Consider the following 16081-nt stretch of genomic DNA (forward strand, 5'->3'; position numbering starts at 1 on the left):
GATCGAGCCTTCTGAACAACGCTGCGCGATCAGCTTGAGGCTGTGATGCGCAGCTCTGAATCGTGGATCGGACGTTCCCGCCACTTCAACATTTGGCCGCTGCGCTCATTGAGCACAGCGGTCATTTCCGCCAGCACCGCCAGCGCCACGGCCTCCGGGCCGTCTCCACCGATGTCCAGGCCCATGGGGTAATGAAGCCTGGCCAGTCCTGGCAGCAGAGGGGTGGTTTCCTGGATGTGTGCGAGCAGCCTTTCGGTACGGTTTCGTGGCCCGAGTTGGCCGATGTAGGCGGCGGGGCCATTCAACACCCGATGCAACCAGAACAGGTCTTGGGAAAAGCTGTGAGTCATGATCGCGACAGCCGCGCCGTCTGTCAGGGTTGGCAGATCAGGGGCATCGGCATCGATGGCATCCGGATTGATCGCTACGGTCAGAACCTGGTCGGCTTCGGGAAACCGTTCCGGACGGGCGAAATGGCTTCTGCTGTCGATGATCGTGACTCGCCAGCCTTGCATTTTTGCGATCAGCATCAGCGGGGTAGCGTCGTGACCGGCACCGAAGATCACCAGTCGGCGTGGGGGCGGGATGAACTCGATCAATACTTCGATTTCGCCGTCGTCGTAACGGTAGCGATGCACTGCGGTGCGTCGTTGTTCCAGCACTCGATCAAGGTCTTCGGGTAATTGTGCAAGCTTACCCAATGCAGTGGACTCCATACGGAGTTGACCATTGCAGTCAAGGGCTATCCGTTCGGCAATGTTCGCTCGGGTATGTCCATTGATACCGATGACGGTCGCCAGTACGGCGGGTCGACCGCTGGTCACCACGTCGCGTAGCAGGTCGAACGGCAAGTAGGGCGCATCGGTCAGCAGGCGCTCCAGCAACACGTGCACCGTCCCGTTGCAACCCAGGCCGAAGGTTTGTTCGATCTCATCAAGGCCTCGTCATCCGTTGCTGTGCTGTAGCGTTGAATGCTCGGCTGGCCGCTGGCCGTCAACCACCAGGCCTTTTTTGCCACGTCCGATTCCAGGCAACCACCGCTGATCGTGCCGATTCGCACGCCTTGCTCGGCAATCATCATCCGTGCGCCGGGACGTCGATAGGCCGAACCTTCTACTTTGACCACGGTGGCCAGTACCTGGGTGGCTGTGCCGGATTGCATCGCTTGCATCATTGCTTTGAATTGGCTCGCGGTGTTCATGGGACGGGTAACTCCGGGTCCGGCTTACAGTCGAAAATGGTTGGTCAGCAATTGCAATTGATTACCCAGGCCGGCGAGTTCGACGCTGGCGCTGGCCGTTTCTTCGCTGGCGGCGGCCGTTTGTTCTGAGATGTCCCGTACGTTAAGGACATTGCGGCTGATCTCATCGGCCACCGAGCTTTGCTGTTTGGCGGCGGTCGCGATTTGCAGGTTCATCGCCTCGATGTTGGACACCGTTCTGGCAATGCTTCCCAGGGACAAGCCGGCCTTTCGGCTCAGAGCGACGCTGCTATCGGTCAGGCTTCTGGCATTGACCATGGTTTGCGACACCTGGCGCGAGCCATTCTGTAAACCGCTCACCAGGTTTTCGATTTCTTCGGTGGATTGCTGGGTTCGCTTGGCGAGGCTGCGCACTTCATCGGCGACTACCGCGAACCCTCGACCGGCTTCACCGGCACGAGCGGCCTCGATGGCCGCGTTGAGGGCCAGCAAATTGGTTTGTTCGGCCACGGCCTTGATCACATCCATCACTTTGCCGATCCTGCCGCTTTCCTGTTCGAACACCTCCATCGCATCGGAAGAGCGTGTCACTTCTCGGGACAGCTGCTCGATCTGATCAATGACTTCACCGACGAGCCTGTCACCGTCGCGGGCCTCTTTATTGGCCTCGGAAGTGGCGAGCGAGGCTTGCCCGGCATTGCGTGCGACTTCATGCACGGTGGCTGACATCTCATGCATGGCCGCGGCGACCTGGTCAGTCTCAGCCTTTTGGTTGTTCACCCCGGCGCTGGTTTGCTCGGTGACAGCCGACAGCTCTTCGGCAGCACTGGCTATCTGGGTGACGCTGTCACGAATGCCGCCAATCAGGTCGCGCAACGTCGTGCCCATGCGCTGGACGTCCTGTTGCAGGACCCCCATCTCATCGCGCCGGACAACCAAGCGGGTTTGCGACAGATCCCCGGAGGCGATTCGATCGACAATCTCCAGGGTTTCTCGCAAAGGCCCGGTGATCTGCCTTGTGATGATGACGGCGGCTAACACGCCAAGGATCAGTGCAATCAAGGCCCCGGCAATTTGCAGGCTTCGTGCCTGGCTGACGTCCTGATCCCGCAAGTTGAACTGCGCGTTGTACAACGCCTCGCTCAGTTGGATGATTTTGGGCGCGTTATCCAGCATGTCGGTTCTGGCTGCCGCGATGTCAGTGGTGGCCCGTTTGAAGTGCAAAATCGATGTGCGATAGGCGAGCAGCACGGTTTCCAGCTGTTTGATGCTTTCGACCCGGGCTTGCCCGATGGCGGTTTTCAACGGCTCTAGCCCGTTGAGGGCTGCATCGAGTTGATGGAGAGCCGCTTGCTCGGTCGTCGGCAAGAAATTGCTGGTGCGGGTGTAGTCACGTACTTGGTAGTGCGCCAGCAACAGGCTTTCTTTTACTTTGGCGATCGCCAGGTTTTGCTCGGGATGGCTTTCACCAGTAGCCTCTTGTGGTGGCGACATCGGGATGGTGGCGACCAATGCATTGGCTTTTGAGTCGTTCGTTTCTATCTCGGCGACAGCGGTTTGCGCCGAGCTATAGGCGGCACGCATTTGGTTGATTACCTTTCGATAGTCGAGAATGACCTCGCCTATTTGTTCGAGCAGTTTCAGGTTTTTCGGGTTGGTAAAGTGTGACTGAAGGTTCTGTTGATTGGTCTTGAAACCCTCCAGTGCGGCTTGCAGATCTTGAGCCTTGCTCTCATCGCCATTGGAAAGCATGTACTGCAGACGGGCTACGCGAAATGTCGTCAAGTCTTCATTGAGCCGGGCAATGTCCATCATGCGGTCGGTTCTGCCGATCAGGCTGCTGATGCTAGTCCAGCCTGCCAACGCCAGTAAGACAGTCAGGATCAGCACCATGCCAAACCCCAGTGCCAGTTTCATTTTGACGCTGATGTTCGCTAACCAGTTTTTCATGCGTGAATCTCCAGTTTTTCAGGTGCGGATTGCTGGAAGATTATTTTTTTTGGGCCAGCGAAACGGTGAAGTTGTCGGTTGCTTTACAATCCCGGTCGCCGCTTCTTTCGAGCGTCCTTGAGCCGGGTTTGTGCTATCAGAACGGGTATTGGCGCGGCGTGTGCTGCACCGACATCCAGTGTTCGGTCGTTAACTCATGAATCAGGCCTTCGCTACCGAAGCGGCCCAGACCGGAGTTCTTTTCCCCACCGAACGGCATGTTGGGCAAGTCAACGGCGGTGATGTCGTTGATATGCGTCATGCCTATTTTCAGACCGGCAGCAAAGCGTTCTGCCCGGTAGGTGTCACGGGAGAAGACCGCACTGGAAAGACCGAACTCGGTGTCGTTGGCCATGTGCAGCGCTTGGGCGTCATTAGCGAAAGAAAGGATTGGCGCGACGGGGCCAAACAGTTCGCTGCGACCCAGCGCCATTTGCGGGGTAATGCGATCGAACACGTGAGGCGGCACGATCAGGCCGTCTGCCGGGCCACCCAAGCGTTGCCGAGCACCTTCTGCATGGGCGGCCGCGATTGAACGCTGCACGTTGAGCAATTGCTTTTGGCTGATCAATGGGCCGATGACGGTATCCGGCTCATCAGGATTGCCTACTTTCAAGTTCTGGACGCGGGCGACATAACGTTCGACGAATTCGTCGTAGAGCTTTGCATGCACCAGTATTCGGTTGGCAATGACGCAGATTTGGCCCTGATGCAGGAACTTGCTGACCACCGCCGCCTGCACGGCCAACTCGAGATCGGCATCGTCAAGCACCACCAGCGGAGCATTGCCGCCGAGCTCCAGCATCATCTTCTTGAGCCGTGGGCTGGTAGCGATGTTGCTCACGATGCGTCGACCTACGGCCAGCGACCCGGTGAACGATACGACCCGAGGTATAGGGTGTTGAACAAAGCCATCGCCAATCACCGCAGGATCACCGACCACAACGTTGAGGACACCCGCCGGCAGCCCGGCTTCTTCAAAGATCCGGGCGATCAGCAATCCGCCCGTGATCGGCGTTTCACTCGCAGGCTTGACCACGACGGCGTTGCCCAAGGCAATCGCTGGCGCGAGCGTGCGGCACGTCAGATGCAGTGGCCAGTTCCACGGGCTGATGACCGCGATGACCCCGACCGGGTTGCGATAGATGCGGTTCTCTTTACCGGGGATATCGCCGGCGATGATTCGACCGTAAACCTGGGCCGGGAGCGTAGACGCATCTAGAATGATGGCGCGGGCGGCCCCCCATTCCATTTCAGCCTTCATGCGGGTACTGCCGGATTCGCGAATCAGCCAGTCAACGACTTCGGCATGGCGTGTATCGAGGATTTCGACGGCTCTGCGCAAGATGGCCGCGCGCTCTCCCGGTAAGGTTTGCGCCCATTGTGATTGCGCCGATTCAGCCGCGTGGCAGGCCCGGTCAACATCGTCCAGATTGGCCTGATGTATCTCGACAAGGCGTTCATTTGAATAGGGGTTGTTGACTTTCAGTACGGAGCCTGCGAGGCCTGCGCGCCATTTTCCGTTAATAAACAGTCCGTCGAACGAGTAGGGCGCAGGGGGCGTCTTGATGCCCGACATCAATGATTCAGTCATGGGAGTTCCTTAATATTCAGGTAAGCAACGAAGGAAGGCGGTTCAGCGAGCCCGGGTGGCGCCACTGCGCAATGCGATCAGCAATCCGAACGTACAGACGACCAGGCCGCACCACTGGCCAATGGTGGGTAGTTCTCCCACTAACGGCACGCCGAGCAAAATCGCGACGGCGGGAGCCAGTTCAGGAAAGAGGGCGGCTCGACCGGCGCCGAGGTAATGCACGGCGCGGGCGAACATGAAGAGCGCAACGATGCCCGAGAGAAGGCCTTGAACAACGCCTTGCTCGATGAGCAGGGCGATCGGCGCTGCAGTCAGGCGCTGGGTACCCGTCACTGCCAAATACAGAGGGGAATAAAAGACACCGCTGAGAGCCGACACGACGGCGGTTGTGGCAAAGGCATCCAGCTTCCAGCGGCGAACCAGCACCGTGAACACAGCGAACATCGACCCTGCGACAGCAAACAGCAAATCCCCGATCCAGGCTTGGGACTGGCCATCCAGGATCCCTGGGCCTGCAATCGTCACCAGCCCAGCGATGATGACGCCGAGCCCGATGATCCGTGATGCTCTCAGGTGTTCGCGAAGCAGCAGGGCGGCAAGGCAGACGCTCATGAGTGTCAGGACGCCGAGCTGAATGACTGCGCCGTGGGCGAGGGGGGCGAACAGGTAGCCGCTTGCGCCAATCAGTACAAAGAGCGGACCGGCCAGCAGCGATAAAACGATGCCGCGTCGCCAGCCGATACCCGCCAGAGTGCGAGGTGAATGGATCAGCACCCACGGCAGCAGAACTGCACCGGCGACGACATAGCGAATGAACGCAAGGTCACTGGCGTGCAGTCCGGCACCAATCCCGTGGCGGGAAACGGCAAGAAATGCGCCCCAGATAACCGCCGCTATCGATCCGAAGGCAATGCCGTAGTGGGTGCTACGGCGATGTGACGCTAAGCCCGATACAAGTGCAGTTTGGCCTGACATTGTCTGTTCATCGCTCCTGGACGCCCTCAAAACATCATTGTTTGGTAAGGGGCGCTTCATGGTAGGGGCGGGTCGTGCGACGGATAACCCCTCTGAATGGCTATGCCCTTTGAAGAAAAACTTCATAAACGATAGTGCGGCCGTAAGGAGGTGACTCGAATGCTACAGATGCGTTACACACTTTTATTAAGGTGTGGGCCAAGTGGGTGTGAATGAGCTTTTATCGCTGCAGCTACCACAATCCGCCGCCAAAACAGCTGGAGAGATCAGCACGGGACATGTACTCAAGCCCAACTTAATGTTGGGCTTGCAGTGCCATTAAGTCATTTGAGTGGAGGTTGTCTGGACCGCTAGAGTCGAGCCACAGAGTTCGTTTTTCGAATAACAATGATCTGAAGTGGAGTGTTTTGAATGTCTATCCAGCCTTTTTTGATTGGCGGCGAATGGATCAAGGGCAATGCTGTGCCCATCGAATCCGTCAACCCTGCAACCGGTGAGCTTAACGGTTACGTGGGATCGGCTAGCGCCGCTGATGTCGATCACGCAGTGACTAACGCATTGCAGGCGCAACGGCAGCCCTCCTGGCGCAACATGCTCCCTCACGAACGTGCACGTCTGTTGTACCGGGTCGCCGAGTTGATCATCGAACGTGGCCCGCAGCTGTCGGCTCAGCAAATGCGCGAAAACGGCAAACTGCTCAGCGAATGCTCCTTTCAGGCGGCTGCGGCTGCCGGTGCCTTTCGCTATTTTGCGGGCATCTGCGAAACCATGGTTTCGGAAGTTGCGCCATCACGCGGGCAATACCTGTCGACCGTAGTTTACGAACCCTTTGGTGTTGTGGCAGCGATTACGCCCTGGAACTCGCCCTTGACCCTGGAAGCTCAGAAAGTCGCTGCAGCTGTCGCTGCCGGTAATGCTGTGGTGCTCAAGCCTTCCGAATTCACGCCGACCCTGGCGCTGGAGTTGGGGCGAATTTTTATCGATGCCGGTTTTCCGCCTGGCATTCTCAACGTTGTGACCGGGTCCGGCCCAGAGGCCGGACTGGCACTGGTACAACATCCTGATGTGCGCATGATCTCGTTCACGGGTGGCACCGCCACGGGGCGGACCATAGCCAAAATCGCCGGTGAACGCCTGGTGCCGACAGCGCTGGAACTGGGCGGAAAGTCGCCACACATCGTCTTCGCCGACGCCGATCTCGACGCGGCGCTCGATGCGGTGGTGATGGGTATTTTCAGTTCCTCCGGACAATCATGTATTGCCGGTTCGCGGTTGTTCATCGAACGCTCTATCTACGACGAGTTCCTGGGGCGTGTCGTTGAGCGTACTCGTGCACTGCGTGTCGGGCCACCTGATGCGCCACAGAGTCAAGTGGCGTCACTGTCGTCCTTTATTCACCGCGAACGGGTTGAACGTTACGTCGCCTCAGCGTTGGAGGAGGGCGGTCAGATTCTAGTGGGCGGTAAACGTCCGGATGCACCAGAACTGGAGAAGGGGGCGTATTACGAGCCGACCATCATTGCCGGTCTGCCGAGTACGGCGACGGTGTGTCAGGAAGAAATTTTCGGCCCTGTGCTGTGTGTGCTGCCGTTTGATGACGAAGCCGATCTGATCGACCAGGCCAATGGCACCGTTTATGGCTTGGGCTGCGGCATTTGGACCGAGTCGTTCAAAAAAGCCTGGCGCGTTGGCCGGGCAATTGAATCTGGTACGGTCTGGATCAACACCTACAAAGCCTTGAGCGTTGCCACGCCGTTCGGTGGCTTCAAAGACAGCGGCATCGGTCGGGAGAAGGGTTTTTACGGCATTCGCGTCTACCAGGAAGCCAAGACCATTTACCTGGGCCTTGGCTGACCCTGGCGCTCAAATCGCGCCCGCGCGTTGCAGGTCTTCCATCAGGTACTGACGGAAGACCCTCAGCGCCTGTGATTCAGGGCGATTGTTAGGTCTCACCAGGTAGTAACCGGTCGGCAACCGCACCGAATCTTTGAAGGGTGTGACCAATGCGCCGCTGGCCAGGTATTGGGTGACCAATACCCGTATGCCAATGGCAATCCCCATCCCCTGGATAGCCGCTTCATAAGCCATGGCGGAGTTTTCGAATTTGATGCCTCCATGACCATTGAGTGCGTGCGCACCGCTGGCTTGCAGCCATGAGGTCCAGTCCTCGGAGCGGGCGATGGAGTGCAGCAAGGTGTGTTTGCTCAAGTCCGCGGGGCTCGATAACGGTGGACCGTTTTCGAGCAGGCGAGGGCTGATGACCGGCATCAGCTCCAGTGGGGCGACGAAATCGGCGCTGAGGGTAGGCCAGTCCTTGGGCATACCGGAGCGGATGGCTGCATCGATATTTTGCCGTTCGAAATCCACCGGGTTCAACGAGGCTGTCAGCCGCACCTCGATATTGGGAAAGTCCTGATGGAAGCGTGACAGCAGCGGTATCAGCCAGCGCTGGGCAAAGGTGGTGTAAGCCTGGATCGACAGGATGTCGCGTCGACCACGGACGCTGATGGCTTTCGTCACGGTTTCAATTTCATCGAAGGCGTGGGTGATGCCGTTTTGCAGTTGTATCCCTTGCGGCGTCAGACTGATGGAGCGGTGGCCACGGTGGAACAACTGCACGCCGAGGTTCTCCTCCAGGAGCCGCACTTGTCGGCTGATCGCAACCTGGGTGACGTGCAGTTCATTCGCGGCCTGAGTCAGGCTCAGGTGGCGAGCAGCGGCTTCAAATGCTTTGAGGGGGTTTAGCGGGGGCAGGTGACGCCTCATAAAATGTACTCGACGATGGCTAACATTTTGTTGGCCAAACTATAACCATTACTCATTTGCGTCAATGTCTGTCCGAGTAAAGAATTCATCGGCACCGTCGTGTTTAACAGCACATCAGCGCGTGCAGTGTGAAAATAAAAATAAACGACTGCCTAACAAGGAGACAGTCATGAACACCGGAACTTTGGATACGCCACTCATTGCTAATGCATCCTCGGATATCGATAAACAAAATACATATAAAACCATTGCCTTCAGATTGTTACCGATTTTGTTTATCTGCTATTTTTTCAACTATCTGGACCGAACCAATATTGGCATTGCCCAACTTCAGTTGAAATCCGATCTGGGTTTTAGTGATGCGGCTTATGGTCTGGGCGCCGGCTTGTTTTATGTGGGCTTCATCCTGTTCGAAATCCCCAGTACGCTGATGCTGGACAAACTCGGTGCGCGCAAGACGTTGTTGCGCATCATGGTCTGCTGGGGCCTGGTGACGTGCCTGACTGCCTTCATGCGTACACCGACCGAGTTCTACATCGCGCGTATTTTGCTCGGTTGTGCCGAAGCCGGGTTCCTGCCAGGTATCGTTTTGTACTTGAGCTATTGGTTCCCGGCACAGCGCCGCGGCCGCATCACCGCGATGTTCTTTATCGCCATTCCCATGTCCGGTATTTTCGGCAGTCCGCTGTCGGGCTGGATCATGCAGAACTTCCAGGCCTACATGGGCATGCACGGCTGGCAGTGGATGTTCATCCTTGAAGGTCTGCCTTCGATCATCATGGGTGTCGTCGCCTATAGCTTGCTGGCGGATCGCCCGGAGAAAGCCAAATGGCTGACGCCTTCCCAGAAAGCCATCGTTGCCGATGCCATGAGCGCAGAGCACCGCAATAAGTCCGATCGTAGCCACAGCTCGTTATGGAGCGTGCTGCGTGACCCTCGCGTCTATGTCATCAGTTACGTCATGTTTGCCAGTTTCATCTGTGCCAACACCCTGACGTTCTGGACGCCGACCATCATCAGAAACTCCGGAATTGCCGAAATACTCAACGTTGGATTCCTGGCGGCCATTCCACCGTTCATGGGCATCATCGGGATGTTGATGGTCGGCTGGCATTCCGACCGCAAGATGGAGCGACGCCTGCACACCGTGATTCCTGTGCTGTGCGCGGCGATCGGGTTGGCGTTGCTGCCGGAGTTTCGTAACGATCCGATCATGTCCATTGTCTTGTTGTCGATGATTGCTACCGGACATTACTCTTCCTTGCCGACGATCTTTTCCATGCCGTCCAGCTACATGACGGGCGGCGGTGCCGCGGCGGGTATCGCATTGATTACCACCCTGGGCTCGATCGGCGGCGCGGTGGCCCCCTCGTTGCTGGGGTTGATCAAGGACTTGTCGGGAAGTTTCGATCTGGGGTTCCAGATCTATGCCGGTGTTATCACCCTGGGCGCTGTAATGCTGATGGTTTTTGTGCCAGGAAAGTTGCTGGGTGAGAAACCCAAGCCCCTCAATTGATTGAGTGCGCTCGCACTGATCTTCACGGTTTAAATGTGGTTGGCTAGACCCTTCTGTTAGTTGGGTTGATTGAAGTTTCATTCAAAATTTCAAGGTTTCTTATATGGAAGCATTACAACTTATCGACTTGCGTATTGAATCTGGCATTGCAATCTTGGTACTTAATCGTCCCGAAAAACGCAATGCAGTCAGTGACGCAATGCGCAGTGAATTGATTGTCGCGCTGGAATACCTGGCACAGGAAAGTTCGGTACGTGCTGTTGTTTTGACGGGTAACGGCAAAGGCTTTTGTGCAGGCGGTGATATCAGTGGCATGAGCAAACGCATGCAGGCACCGGCAGGCGAAGTGGCGTTTAACGGCTGGAGTCGACAGCAGCGCGTGCATCACACGGTTTCGCTGTTACACAAGATGCCCAAGCCAACGATTGCAGCCGTAAATGGTGCCGCTACCGGGTTGGGGGCGGACATGGCCTTGAGCTGTGATTTTGTCATCGCCTCGCAGGCGGCCAGTTTTACCTGGAGCTATATCAAGCGCGGCTTGATTCCGGACGGTGGAGGTTTGTATTTCCTGCCGCGACGGGTGGGCCTGGCACGGGCCAAAGAGCTGATTTTCAGCGGGCGACCGGTGGCCGCAGCCGAGGCATTGACGCTGGGTATCGCCGACCGCTTGAGCCCGGCGGACTCCTTGCTGGCCGACGCACAGGCCTGGGCGATGGAGTTGTGCCAAGGGTCGGCAGCCGCGCTGGCGCTGGGCAAATCAATTCTGGATCAAAGCTTCGAGCTCTCTGCGGCACAAGTGTTTGCTCAGGGGAGTCAGGCGCAAGCGGTGTGTTACAGCACCAGCGCGCACCGTGATGCCGTGACTGATTTTTTGAATGCCGCCTCGCGTAAGGAATAACCCGATGAACGCTATTTCTCGTCTGTTGCGTCCGCGCAGCGTCGCCGTCATCGGCGCGTCGTCGGATCCGAGCAAAACCGCTGGCCGCCCGATCGCGTATCTGAAAAAACATGGTTTTGACGGGACGATTTACCCGGTCAATCCGCGATATCAGGAAATTGCCGGCCTGCCGTGTTATGCCGACATTGCAGCGCTCCCGGAAGCGCCGGACGTGGGCATCGTCCTGCTCGGCGCTGAAAAAGCCCACGAAGCAGTACGGGCCCTGGCGTTACGTGGCACAGCAGCTGCGATCGTCCTGGCCAGCGGTTACACCGAGCTGGACGGTGAGGGTGGAAAGCGCCAGCAAGCGCTACTGGAAGCGGCAGGCAGCATGCGTTTGCTGGGACCCAACACCATCGGCCTGGTGAACCTCACCGACGGTATTACCCTGTCAGCGAGTGGTGCTCTGGAAATGGAGCATTTTCCCGTCGGTGGCATCGCTGTTGTCTCACAGAGCGGGGGCATTCTTGGCGCATTGCTGTCGCGCGCTGCGTCGCGGGGCATCGGTCTGTCCAAGCTGATTTCCACCAGCAACGAGGCGGATCTGGACCTGGCGGACTTCGTCGACTACCTGGTCGACGACGACGCGACCTCAGTGATCGCGCTGTACATGGAAGGCCTGCGTAACCCGGAAAAATTTCGCCAGGCTGCCCTTAAAGCCGCGCGTGCCGGCAAACCGATCGTGGTGTTCAAGATTGGACGCTCCGAGTCCGGTGCGCGCTCGGCGGTATCCCATACTGGCGCGATGGCTGGCGCCGACCGGATGTATGACGCGCTGTTCCAGCAACTGGGCATCATCCGGGCCCAGACCTTTGCCGACTTACTCGATCTGCCGCTTGCGCTGTCATCGGCCCGTCAGTTGCGTGGCAAGCGAGTGGCCATCCTCACCTCGACAGGGGGGGCCGGCACATTGGTTGCCGACAGTCTGGGGATGGCCGGTTTCGATACGCCAGCCCCCGATGAAAGCACTGCCGCGCGTCTGCGTGACTTGCAGCAAGGTGGCCCGGCCGCGCTGGATCGTAACCCCATCGATGTGACCCTCGCCGGCCTGCAACCGGATCTGTTGCGAGGCGCTATTCGTATTCTGTTGGACAGCCCTAACTACGATGCGGTCGTGGTGATTGTCGGTTCGTCGGGCCTGGCAATGCCGGAGTTGATGGCCAACGCCATCAAGGAGTGCCTGCCTACCAGCGACAAACCGGTGCTGGCCTATGTCAGCCCGCATGCGCCGGAAGCGACCAGCGTACTCAATGCTTTTGGGGTGCCGGCGTTTACGACGCCGGAAAGCTGCACCTCGGTACTGGCTGCGATGTTCGACAAAGCGTCGCGTCCTGCTGTTGTAACGTCACCAGCGATGACTCAGACATCGGTGGACCTGGCAGACCTCGGGCATGGCTCGCTGAATGAAGTGCAGGCCAAGCAATTGTTTGCCCGTTTCGGTGTGCCCGTGGCACGGGAAATCGTCGTTTCCAACGCGGACGAAGCGCAGGAAGCGACCCGTGAGCTGGGCGGGCGCGTGGTGCTCAAATTGCTGTCCAGTCACATCACCCACAAAAGTGAAGTCGGCGGCGTCGCGGTCAACCTTTACGCGCTCGACGTCGGTCCACGACTGGAGCGGATGCGAGAAGAGGTCAAGGCCAACACCGGAGAAACCGTGGGGCATTTCATCGTTCAGGAAATGGTGCCGGGTGGCGTTGAATTGATTCTCGGCCTGCGCCGTGACCCGTTGGGTATTGCCGTGTTGTTGGGCATGGGCGGCGTCACCGCCGAGCTGTTCAACGACACCAGCCTTCGCATGTTGGTACCCGGTGCCGGACTGGATCGCGAACAAGCGCTGGCCATGATTCAGGAGCTGAAAACCTGGCCGCTGCTGAATGGCTTTCGTGGACGTCCGCAATCTGACGTTCCAGCATTGGTGTCGGCCATCGTCGCATTCTCGAACATGGCCGCGCAGTTGGGCGAGCGCCTTGAGGAGGCTGAAATCAATCCGCTGTTTGTCTTGCCGCAAGGCCAGGGTGTGATTGCCGCCGACGGCGTCGCGGTGCTGAATCCATGAACCTCGCGCCAGTGGTGCATATGGAGCGGGACGGCGACGTTGCAGTGTTGATTATCGACAACCCTCCGATCAACGCCGCCTCTGCGCAAGTTCGCCGGGAACTGCTGTTAGCCATCGAGCGGGTAAGCGGTGACGACAACCTGCGTGCGGCAGTGATCATCGGGCAGGGGCGAGGATTTATCGCCGGCTCCGATTTGCGCGAATTCGGTCAGCCGTTGCAGGACCCGCAATTGCCGGAGGTGATTGCCGCGATTGAGGCGTGTGCCAAACCAGTGGTTGCCGCGCTACACGGCGCGGCGTTAGGGGGTGGTTTTGAATTGGCCATGGGCTGCGATGTACGAATCGCCAGCCCGGCCTGTCTGCTAGGGCTGCCAGAAGTCACGCTGGGCATCATTCCCGGTGCTGGCGGTACGCAACGTTTGCCGCGTCTGGTGGGAATGGCAGCAGCCATCGAGTTGATTTGCTCAGGCATGCGGGTTAACGCTGTCGATGCGCTGAAGTCGGGAATGATCGATGCCATTGCTGACGACGATCTACGTACGGTGGCGGTGCGTTTTGCTCACCAGGCGCACAAGCGTCCGGTATTGGAGATGCCGATTCCTGAAGAAAGTCCCAAGAAGCTGGAGGCGACCTGCGCCACGGCATTGCGTAAAGGGCGCGGCCGCCCGGCAGTTCAGGCGGCCATCGAGGCGGTGCTCGATGCTGCGCGGCTACCTGCCGCACTGGCATTGAGCAACGAACGTGAAGCCTTTCAACGGTTGCGGCTGAGCCCGGAAGCGGCAGCGTTGCGTCATCTGTTCTTCGCCGAACGGGGCGCGGGACGTCTGCCGGAGGCTGATAGAGCCCGATCGATTGACGTCGAACAGGTCGGAATCATCGGCGCTGGCACCATGGGGGCCGGTATTGCTGTGGCGTTTCTCGACGGTGGCTTCAGTGTGACTTTGATCGAGCAATCACCCGCGGCACTGGCCGCCGGGCTGGAGCGCATCGACGCGTTCTACGCCAGACAATTGCACAGTAAAAAACTGACTGAGAAGGACATACACGAGCGATTGCAGCGCTTGCATCCGTCCTGTGCCTTCGAGGCGTTGGTCGCGTGCCAATTAGTGGTGGAGGCCGTGTTCGAAGACATGGCGGTGAAGCGTGAGCTGATGATGCGGCTCGATGCGGTGCTGTCGGCCGAGACGATCATTGCCAGCAACACGTCGTATCTGGATCTGGATGTCATCGCCGCCGCCAGTGCCAGGCCTGACAAGGTCTGCGGGCTGCATTTCTTCAGCCCGGCCAATGTCATGCCACTGCTGGAAGTTGTCCGTGGTGCCGCGACCACCTCACAAACACTGGCCACTGCGTTGGCGGTCGGCAAGCGTCTGGGCAAGGTGCCGGTGATCGCGGCGAATGCCTTCGGCTTTATCGGCAATCGGATCTACGCCGCCTACCGCCGACAATGCGAGTACCTGCTGGAAGATGGCGCCTCACCGCAGCAGATAGATGCCGCGATGCAGGCGTTCGGATTTGCCATGGGGCCGTTCGCGGTGGCCGATCTGTCTGGACTGGACATTGCTTGGCGTATGCGCAAGGCCGCAGAGGTGGATCGTGATCCGCGTGTGCGTTACGTCGCGATTGCGGATCGACTCTGCGAAGCCGGACGTCTGGGCCGCAAGACGGGGGCCGGCTATTACCGCTATGCCGATGAGAAGCGTCTGGTCGATCCGTTTGTCGAGACGTTGATTGCGCAGGAACGCGAGAAAAAAGGCCTCGTTCCCCAGACATTTTCCGACGCCGAAATTCAACAACGGCTGCTGAGCAGCATGGTCAGTGAAGCCGTTTTGCTACTGGCACAAAAGGTCGCGCAACAGGCTGGTGATATCGATCTGGTGTTGGTCAACGGTTACGGCTTTCCACGCTGGGAAGGCGGCCCACTGTTCTGGGCGCGTCGCCAAGACCCGCAGTGGCTTGGCGCTTCGTTACGGGCATTGACCTCGGCCAGTCAGGGCATTCCGGTGGCCAGTGTGGAACAGGTCATGGCCGTGCTTGGCGCAAAGATCTGAACAATAAAAATGAGGCTAATACCATGCAGGAATCTATCGCTGCTGTGGGGTTTGTCGGTTTGGGTGTCATGGGCGAACCGATGTGCATCAACCTGACATGCAAGGGTGACGTGCCAGTGCATGTCTTTGATCTGGATGCACAGGCGGTCAATCGCCTGCAGGCACAGGGGGCTCATGGTTGCGGGAGCCTGGCCGAACTGGCGGCTGGGGTCGATGTGGTTTTCCTGTCCTTGCCAGGCATAGACCAAGTCGAAAAGGTCTGCCTGGGGAAGGGTGGACTCACCGAAACACCGGGGCGCCTGAAACTGATTGTCGACACCAGCACCAGTGATGTAGAGCGCTCACGCAGCCTGGCCAGAACCTTGCGCGACAAGGGTATCGGGTTTGTCGATGCGCCGGTGGCGCGCTCAAGGGAAGCGGCGCGTCAGGGCACGTTGATGATCTCCGTAGGTTCGACGCCAGAGGAGTTCGCCACCTTGAATCCGCTGCTCGGCAGCATGGGCACGGATGTGCTGCATTGCGGTCCGGTCGGCTGCGGACAAGTGATCAAGATCATGAACAACATGGTGGTGCTGATGACGGTCAACGCACTGGCCGAGGCGCTAGCCATCGGGCGCCGTGCCGGGGTCGAGCCGGCGTTGTTGTTCGACGCACTGTCCAAGGGTTCCGCCGACAGCTTTGTGTTGAGGGTGCCGGGCATGAGTTCGCTGCTGCCCGATGAGTTTCCGGTGAAAACCTTTCCTGTCGATTACGCCCTCAAGGACATCCGCCTGGCGCTGGAATTGGCAGCCAGTGGTGGCATCGACGCGATCTCTGCGCAAACCACCGCCGCTTTGCTGGAGCGGGCGTCGGCGGCGGGTCATGGCGATGCTTATTACCCGGTGATGATCAAACTGATCGAGCGTCGCTAAGGGGCGCGAGCCCAACTGAAAAACACAGCAATGCCCTGTTTTACCTATTGATACCCCATAAAAATAATGACTCCCCCCCCCCCCC

General features: G+C 58.5%; 12 protein-coding genes and 1 pseudogene. 6 read left to right on the plus strand and 7 right to left on the minus strand.

Annotated elements, in window-relative coordinates; all coding sequences use genetic code 11:
- Positions 1 to 29: 29 nt before the first annotated feature.
- From PMI32_RS0128545 to PMI32_RS28170, 6 genes and pseudogenes are all read right to left on the minus strand, one after another.
- A complete protein-coding gene (locus PMI32_RS0128545) occupies positions 30 to 887 on the minus strand; it encodes an XdhC family protein (protein WP_008024040.1) in 858 nt (285 codons plus the stop codon).
- On the minus strand, positions 866 to 1201 hold the full coding sequence (locus PMI32_RS30505) for an XdhC family protein (RefSeq protein WP_008024042.1): 336 nt from the start codon (positions 1199 to 1201) through the stop codon (positions 866 to 868). Before PMI32_RS30505 ends, PMI32_RS0128545 begins: the two co-directional genes overlap by 22 nt.
- 24 nt (positions 1202 to 1225) lie before the next feature.
- Entirely contained in the window at positions 1226 to 2089 is an 864-nt protein-coding gene (locus PMI32_RS30970; RefSeq protein WP_443216489.1) for a methyl-accepting chemotaxis protein, read from the minus strand.
- Positions 2081 to 3151: pseudogene (locus PMI32_RS30975) on the minus strand (methyl-accepting chemotaxis protein); the annotation flags it as partial. The gene PMI32_RS30970 and the pseudogene PMI32_RS30975, both read right to left, overlap by 9 nt.
- Positions 3152 to 3287: 136 nt before the next feature.
- The gene (locus PMI32_RS28175; RefSeq protein ID WP_032828541.1) at positions 3288 to 4769 is read right to left on the minus strand and encodes an aldehyde dehydrogenase family protein; all 1482 of its coding nucleotides are present in this window, start codon (positions 4767 to 4769) and stop codon (positions 3288 to 3290) included.
- A 57-nt stretch (positions 4770 to 4826) separates the two neighbouring features.
- The gene (locus PMI32_RS28170) at positions 4827 to 5759 is read right to left on the minus strand and encodes a DMT family transporter (protein ID WP_008024049.1); all 933 of its coding nucleotides are present in this window, start codon (positions 5757 to 5759) and stop codon (positions 4827 to 4829) included.
- Between the two features lie 411 nt (positions 5760 to 6170).
- Between PMI32_RS28170 and PMI32_RS28165 the strand changes: the two genes are divergently transcribed.
- A complete protein-coding gene (locus PMI32_RS28165; RefSeq protein WP_008024051.1) occupies positions 6171 to 7613 on the plus strand; it encodes an aldehyde dehydrogenase in 1443 nt (480 codons plus the stop codon).
- Positions 7614 to 7622: 9 nt separating this feature from the next.
- Here PMI32_RS28165 and gcvA read toward each other — a convergent pair whose 3' ends face one another.
- Complete coding sequence (gene gcvA, locus PMI32_RS28160) at positions 7623 to 8525, minus strand: transcriptional regulator GcvA (protein WP_008024054.1); 903 nt, start codon at positions 8523 to 8525, stop codon at positions 7623 to 7625.
- A 169-nt stretch (positions 8526 to 8694) separates the two neighbouring features.
- Between gcvA and PMI32_RS28155 the strand changes: the two genes are divergently transcribed.
- The 5 genes from PMI32_RS28155 (at position 8695) to PMI32_RS28135 (ending at position 15996) form a co-directional block, all read left to right on the plus strand.
- On the plus strand, positions 8695 to 10041 hold the full coding sequence (locus PMI32_RS28155) for an MFS transporter (RefSeq protein WP_008024057.1): 1347 nt from the start codon (positions 8695 to 8697) through the stop codon (positions 10039 to 10041).
- A gap of 103 nt (positions 10042 to 10144) precedes the next feature.
- Positions 10145 to 10939, plus strand: coding sequence for an enoyl-CoA hydratase/isomerase family protein (locus tag PMI32_RS28150; protein WP_008024059.1), 795 nt, complete (start codon positions 10145 to 10147; stop codon positions 10937 to 10939).
- A gap of 4 nt (positions 10940 to 10943) precedes the next feature.
- Complete coding sequence (locus PMI32_RS28145; RefSeq protein ID WP_008024061.1) at positions 10944 to 13034, plus strand: acetate--CoA ligase family protein; 2091 nt, start codon at positions 10944 to 10946, stop codon at positions 13032 to 13034.
- Positions 13031 to 15085, plus strand: a complete 2055-nt coding sequence (locus PMI32_RS28140) for a 3-hydroxyacyl-CoA dehydrogenase NAD-binding domain-containing protein (protein WP_008024063.1) — start codon at positions 13031 to 13033, stop codon at positions 15083 to 15085. The genes PMI32_RS28145 and PMI32_RS28140 overlap by 4 nt, the downstream gene beginning before the upstream one ends.
- Before the next feature lie 23 nt (positions 15086 to 15108).
- Complete coding sequence (locus PMI32_RS28135; RefSeq protein ID WP_008024065.1) at positions 15109 to 15996, plus strand: NAD(P)-dependent oxidoreductase; 888 nt, start codon at positions 15109 to 15111, stop codon at positions 15994 to 15996.
- The last annotated feature ends 85 nt before the right edge of the window (positions 15997 to 16081 follow it).

It is taken from the genome of Pseudomonas sp. GM60, assembly GCF_000282415.1.
Classification (GTDB): Bacteria; Pseudomonadota; Gammaproteobacteria; order Pseudomonadales; family Pseudomonadaceae; genus Aquipseudomonas; species Aquipseudomonas migulae.

Coding starts and splice junctions, on each gene's coding strand:
- PMI32_RS28165 (WP_008024051.1), top strand. CDS start 6,171: ATGTCTATCCAGCCTTTTTTGATTGGCGGCGAATGGATCAAGGGCAAT.
- PMI32_RS28135 (WP_008024065.1), top strand. CDS start 15,109: ATGCAGGAATCTATCGCTGCTGTGGGGTTTGTCGGTTTGGGTGTCATG.
- PMI32_RS28140 (WP_008024063.1), top strand. CDS start 13,031: ATGAACCTCGCGCCAGTGGTGCATATGGAGCGGGACGGCGACGTTGCA.
- PMI32_RS28170 (WP_008024049.1), bottom strand. CDS start 5,759: ATGTCAGGCCAAACTGCACTTGTATCGGGCTTAGCGTCACATCGCCGT.
- PMI32_RS30505 (WP_008024042.1), bottom strand. CDS start 1,201: ATGAACACCGCGAGCCAATTCAAAGCAATGATGCAAGCGATGCAATCC.
- gcvA (WP_008024054.1), bottom strand. CDS start 8,525: ATGAGGCGTCACCTGCCCCCGCTAAACCCCCTCAAAGCATTTGAAGCC.
- PMI32_RS30970 (WP_443216489.1), bottom strand. CDS start 2,089: ATGGGCACGACGTTGCGCGACCTGATTGGCGGCATTCGTGACAGCGTC.
- PMI32_RS28145 (WP_008024061.1), top strand. CDS start 10,944: ATGAACGCTATTTCTCGTCTGTTGCGTCCGCGCAGCGTCGCCGTCATC.
- PMI32_RS28175 (WP_032828541.1), bottom strand. CDS start 4,769: ATGTCGGGCATCAAGACGCCCCCTGCGCCCTACTCGTTCGACGGACTG.
- PMI32_RS28155 (WP_008024057.1), top strand. CDS start 8,695: ATGAACACCGGAACTTTGGATACGCCACTCATTGCTAATGCATCCTCG.
- PMI32_RS28150 (WP_008024059.1), top strand. CDS start 10,145: ATGGAAGCATTACAACTTATCGACTTGCGTATTGAATCTGGCATTGCA.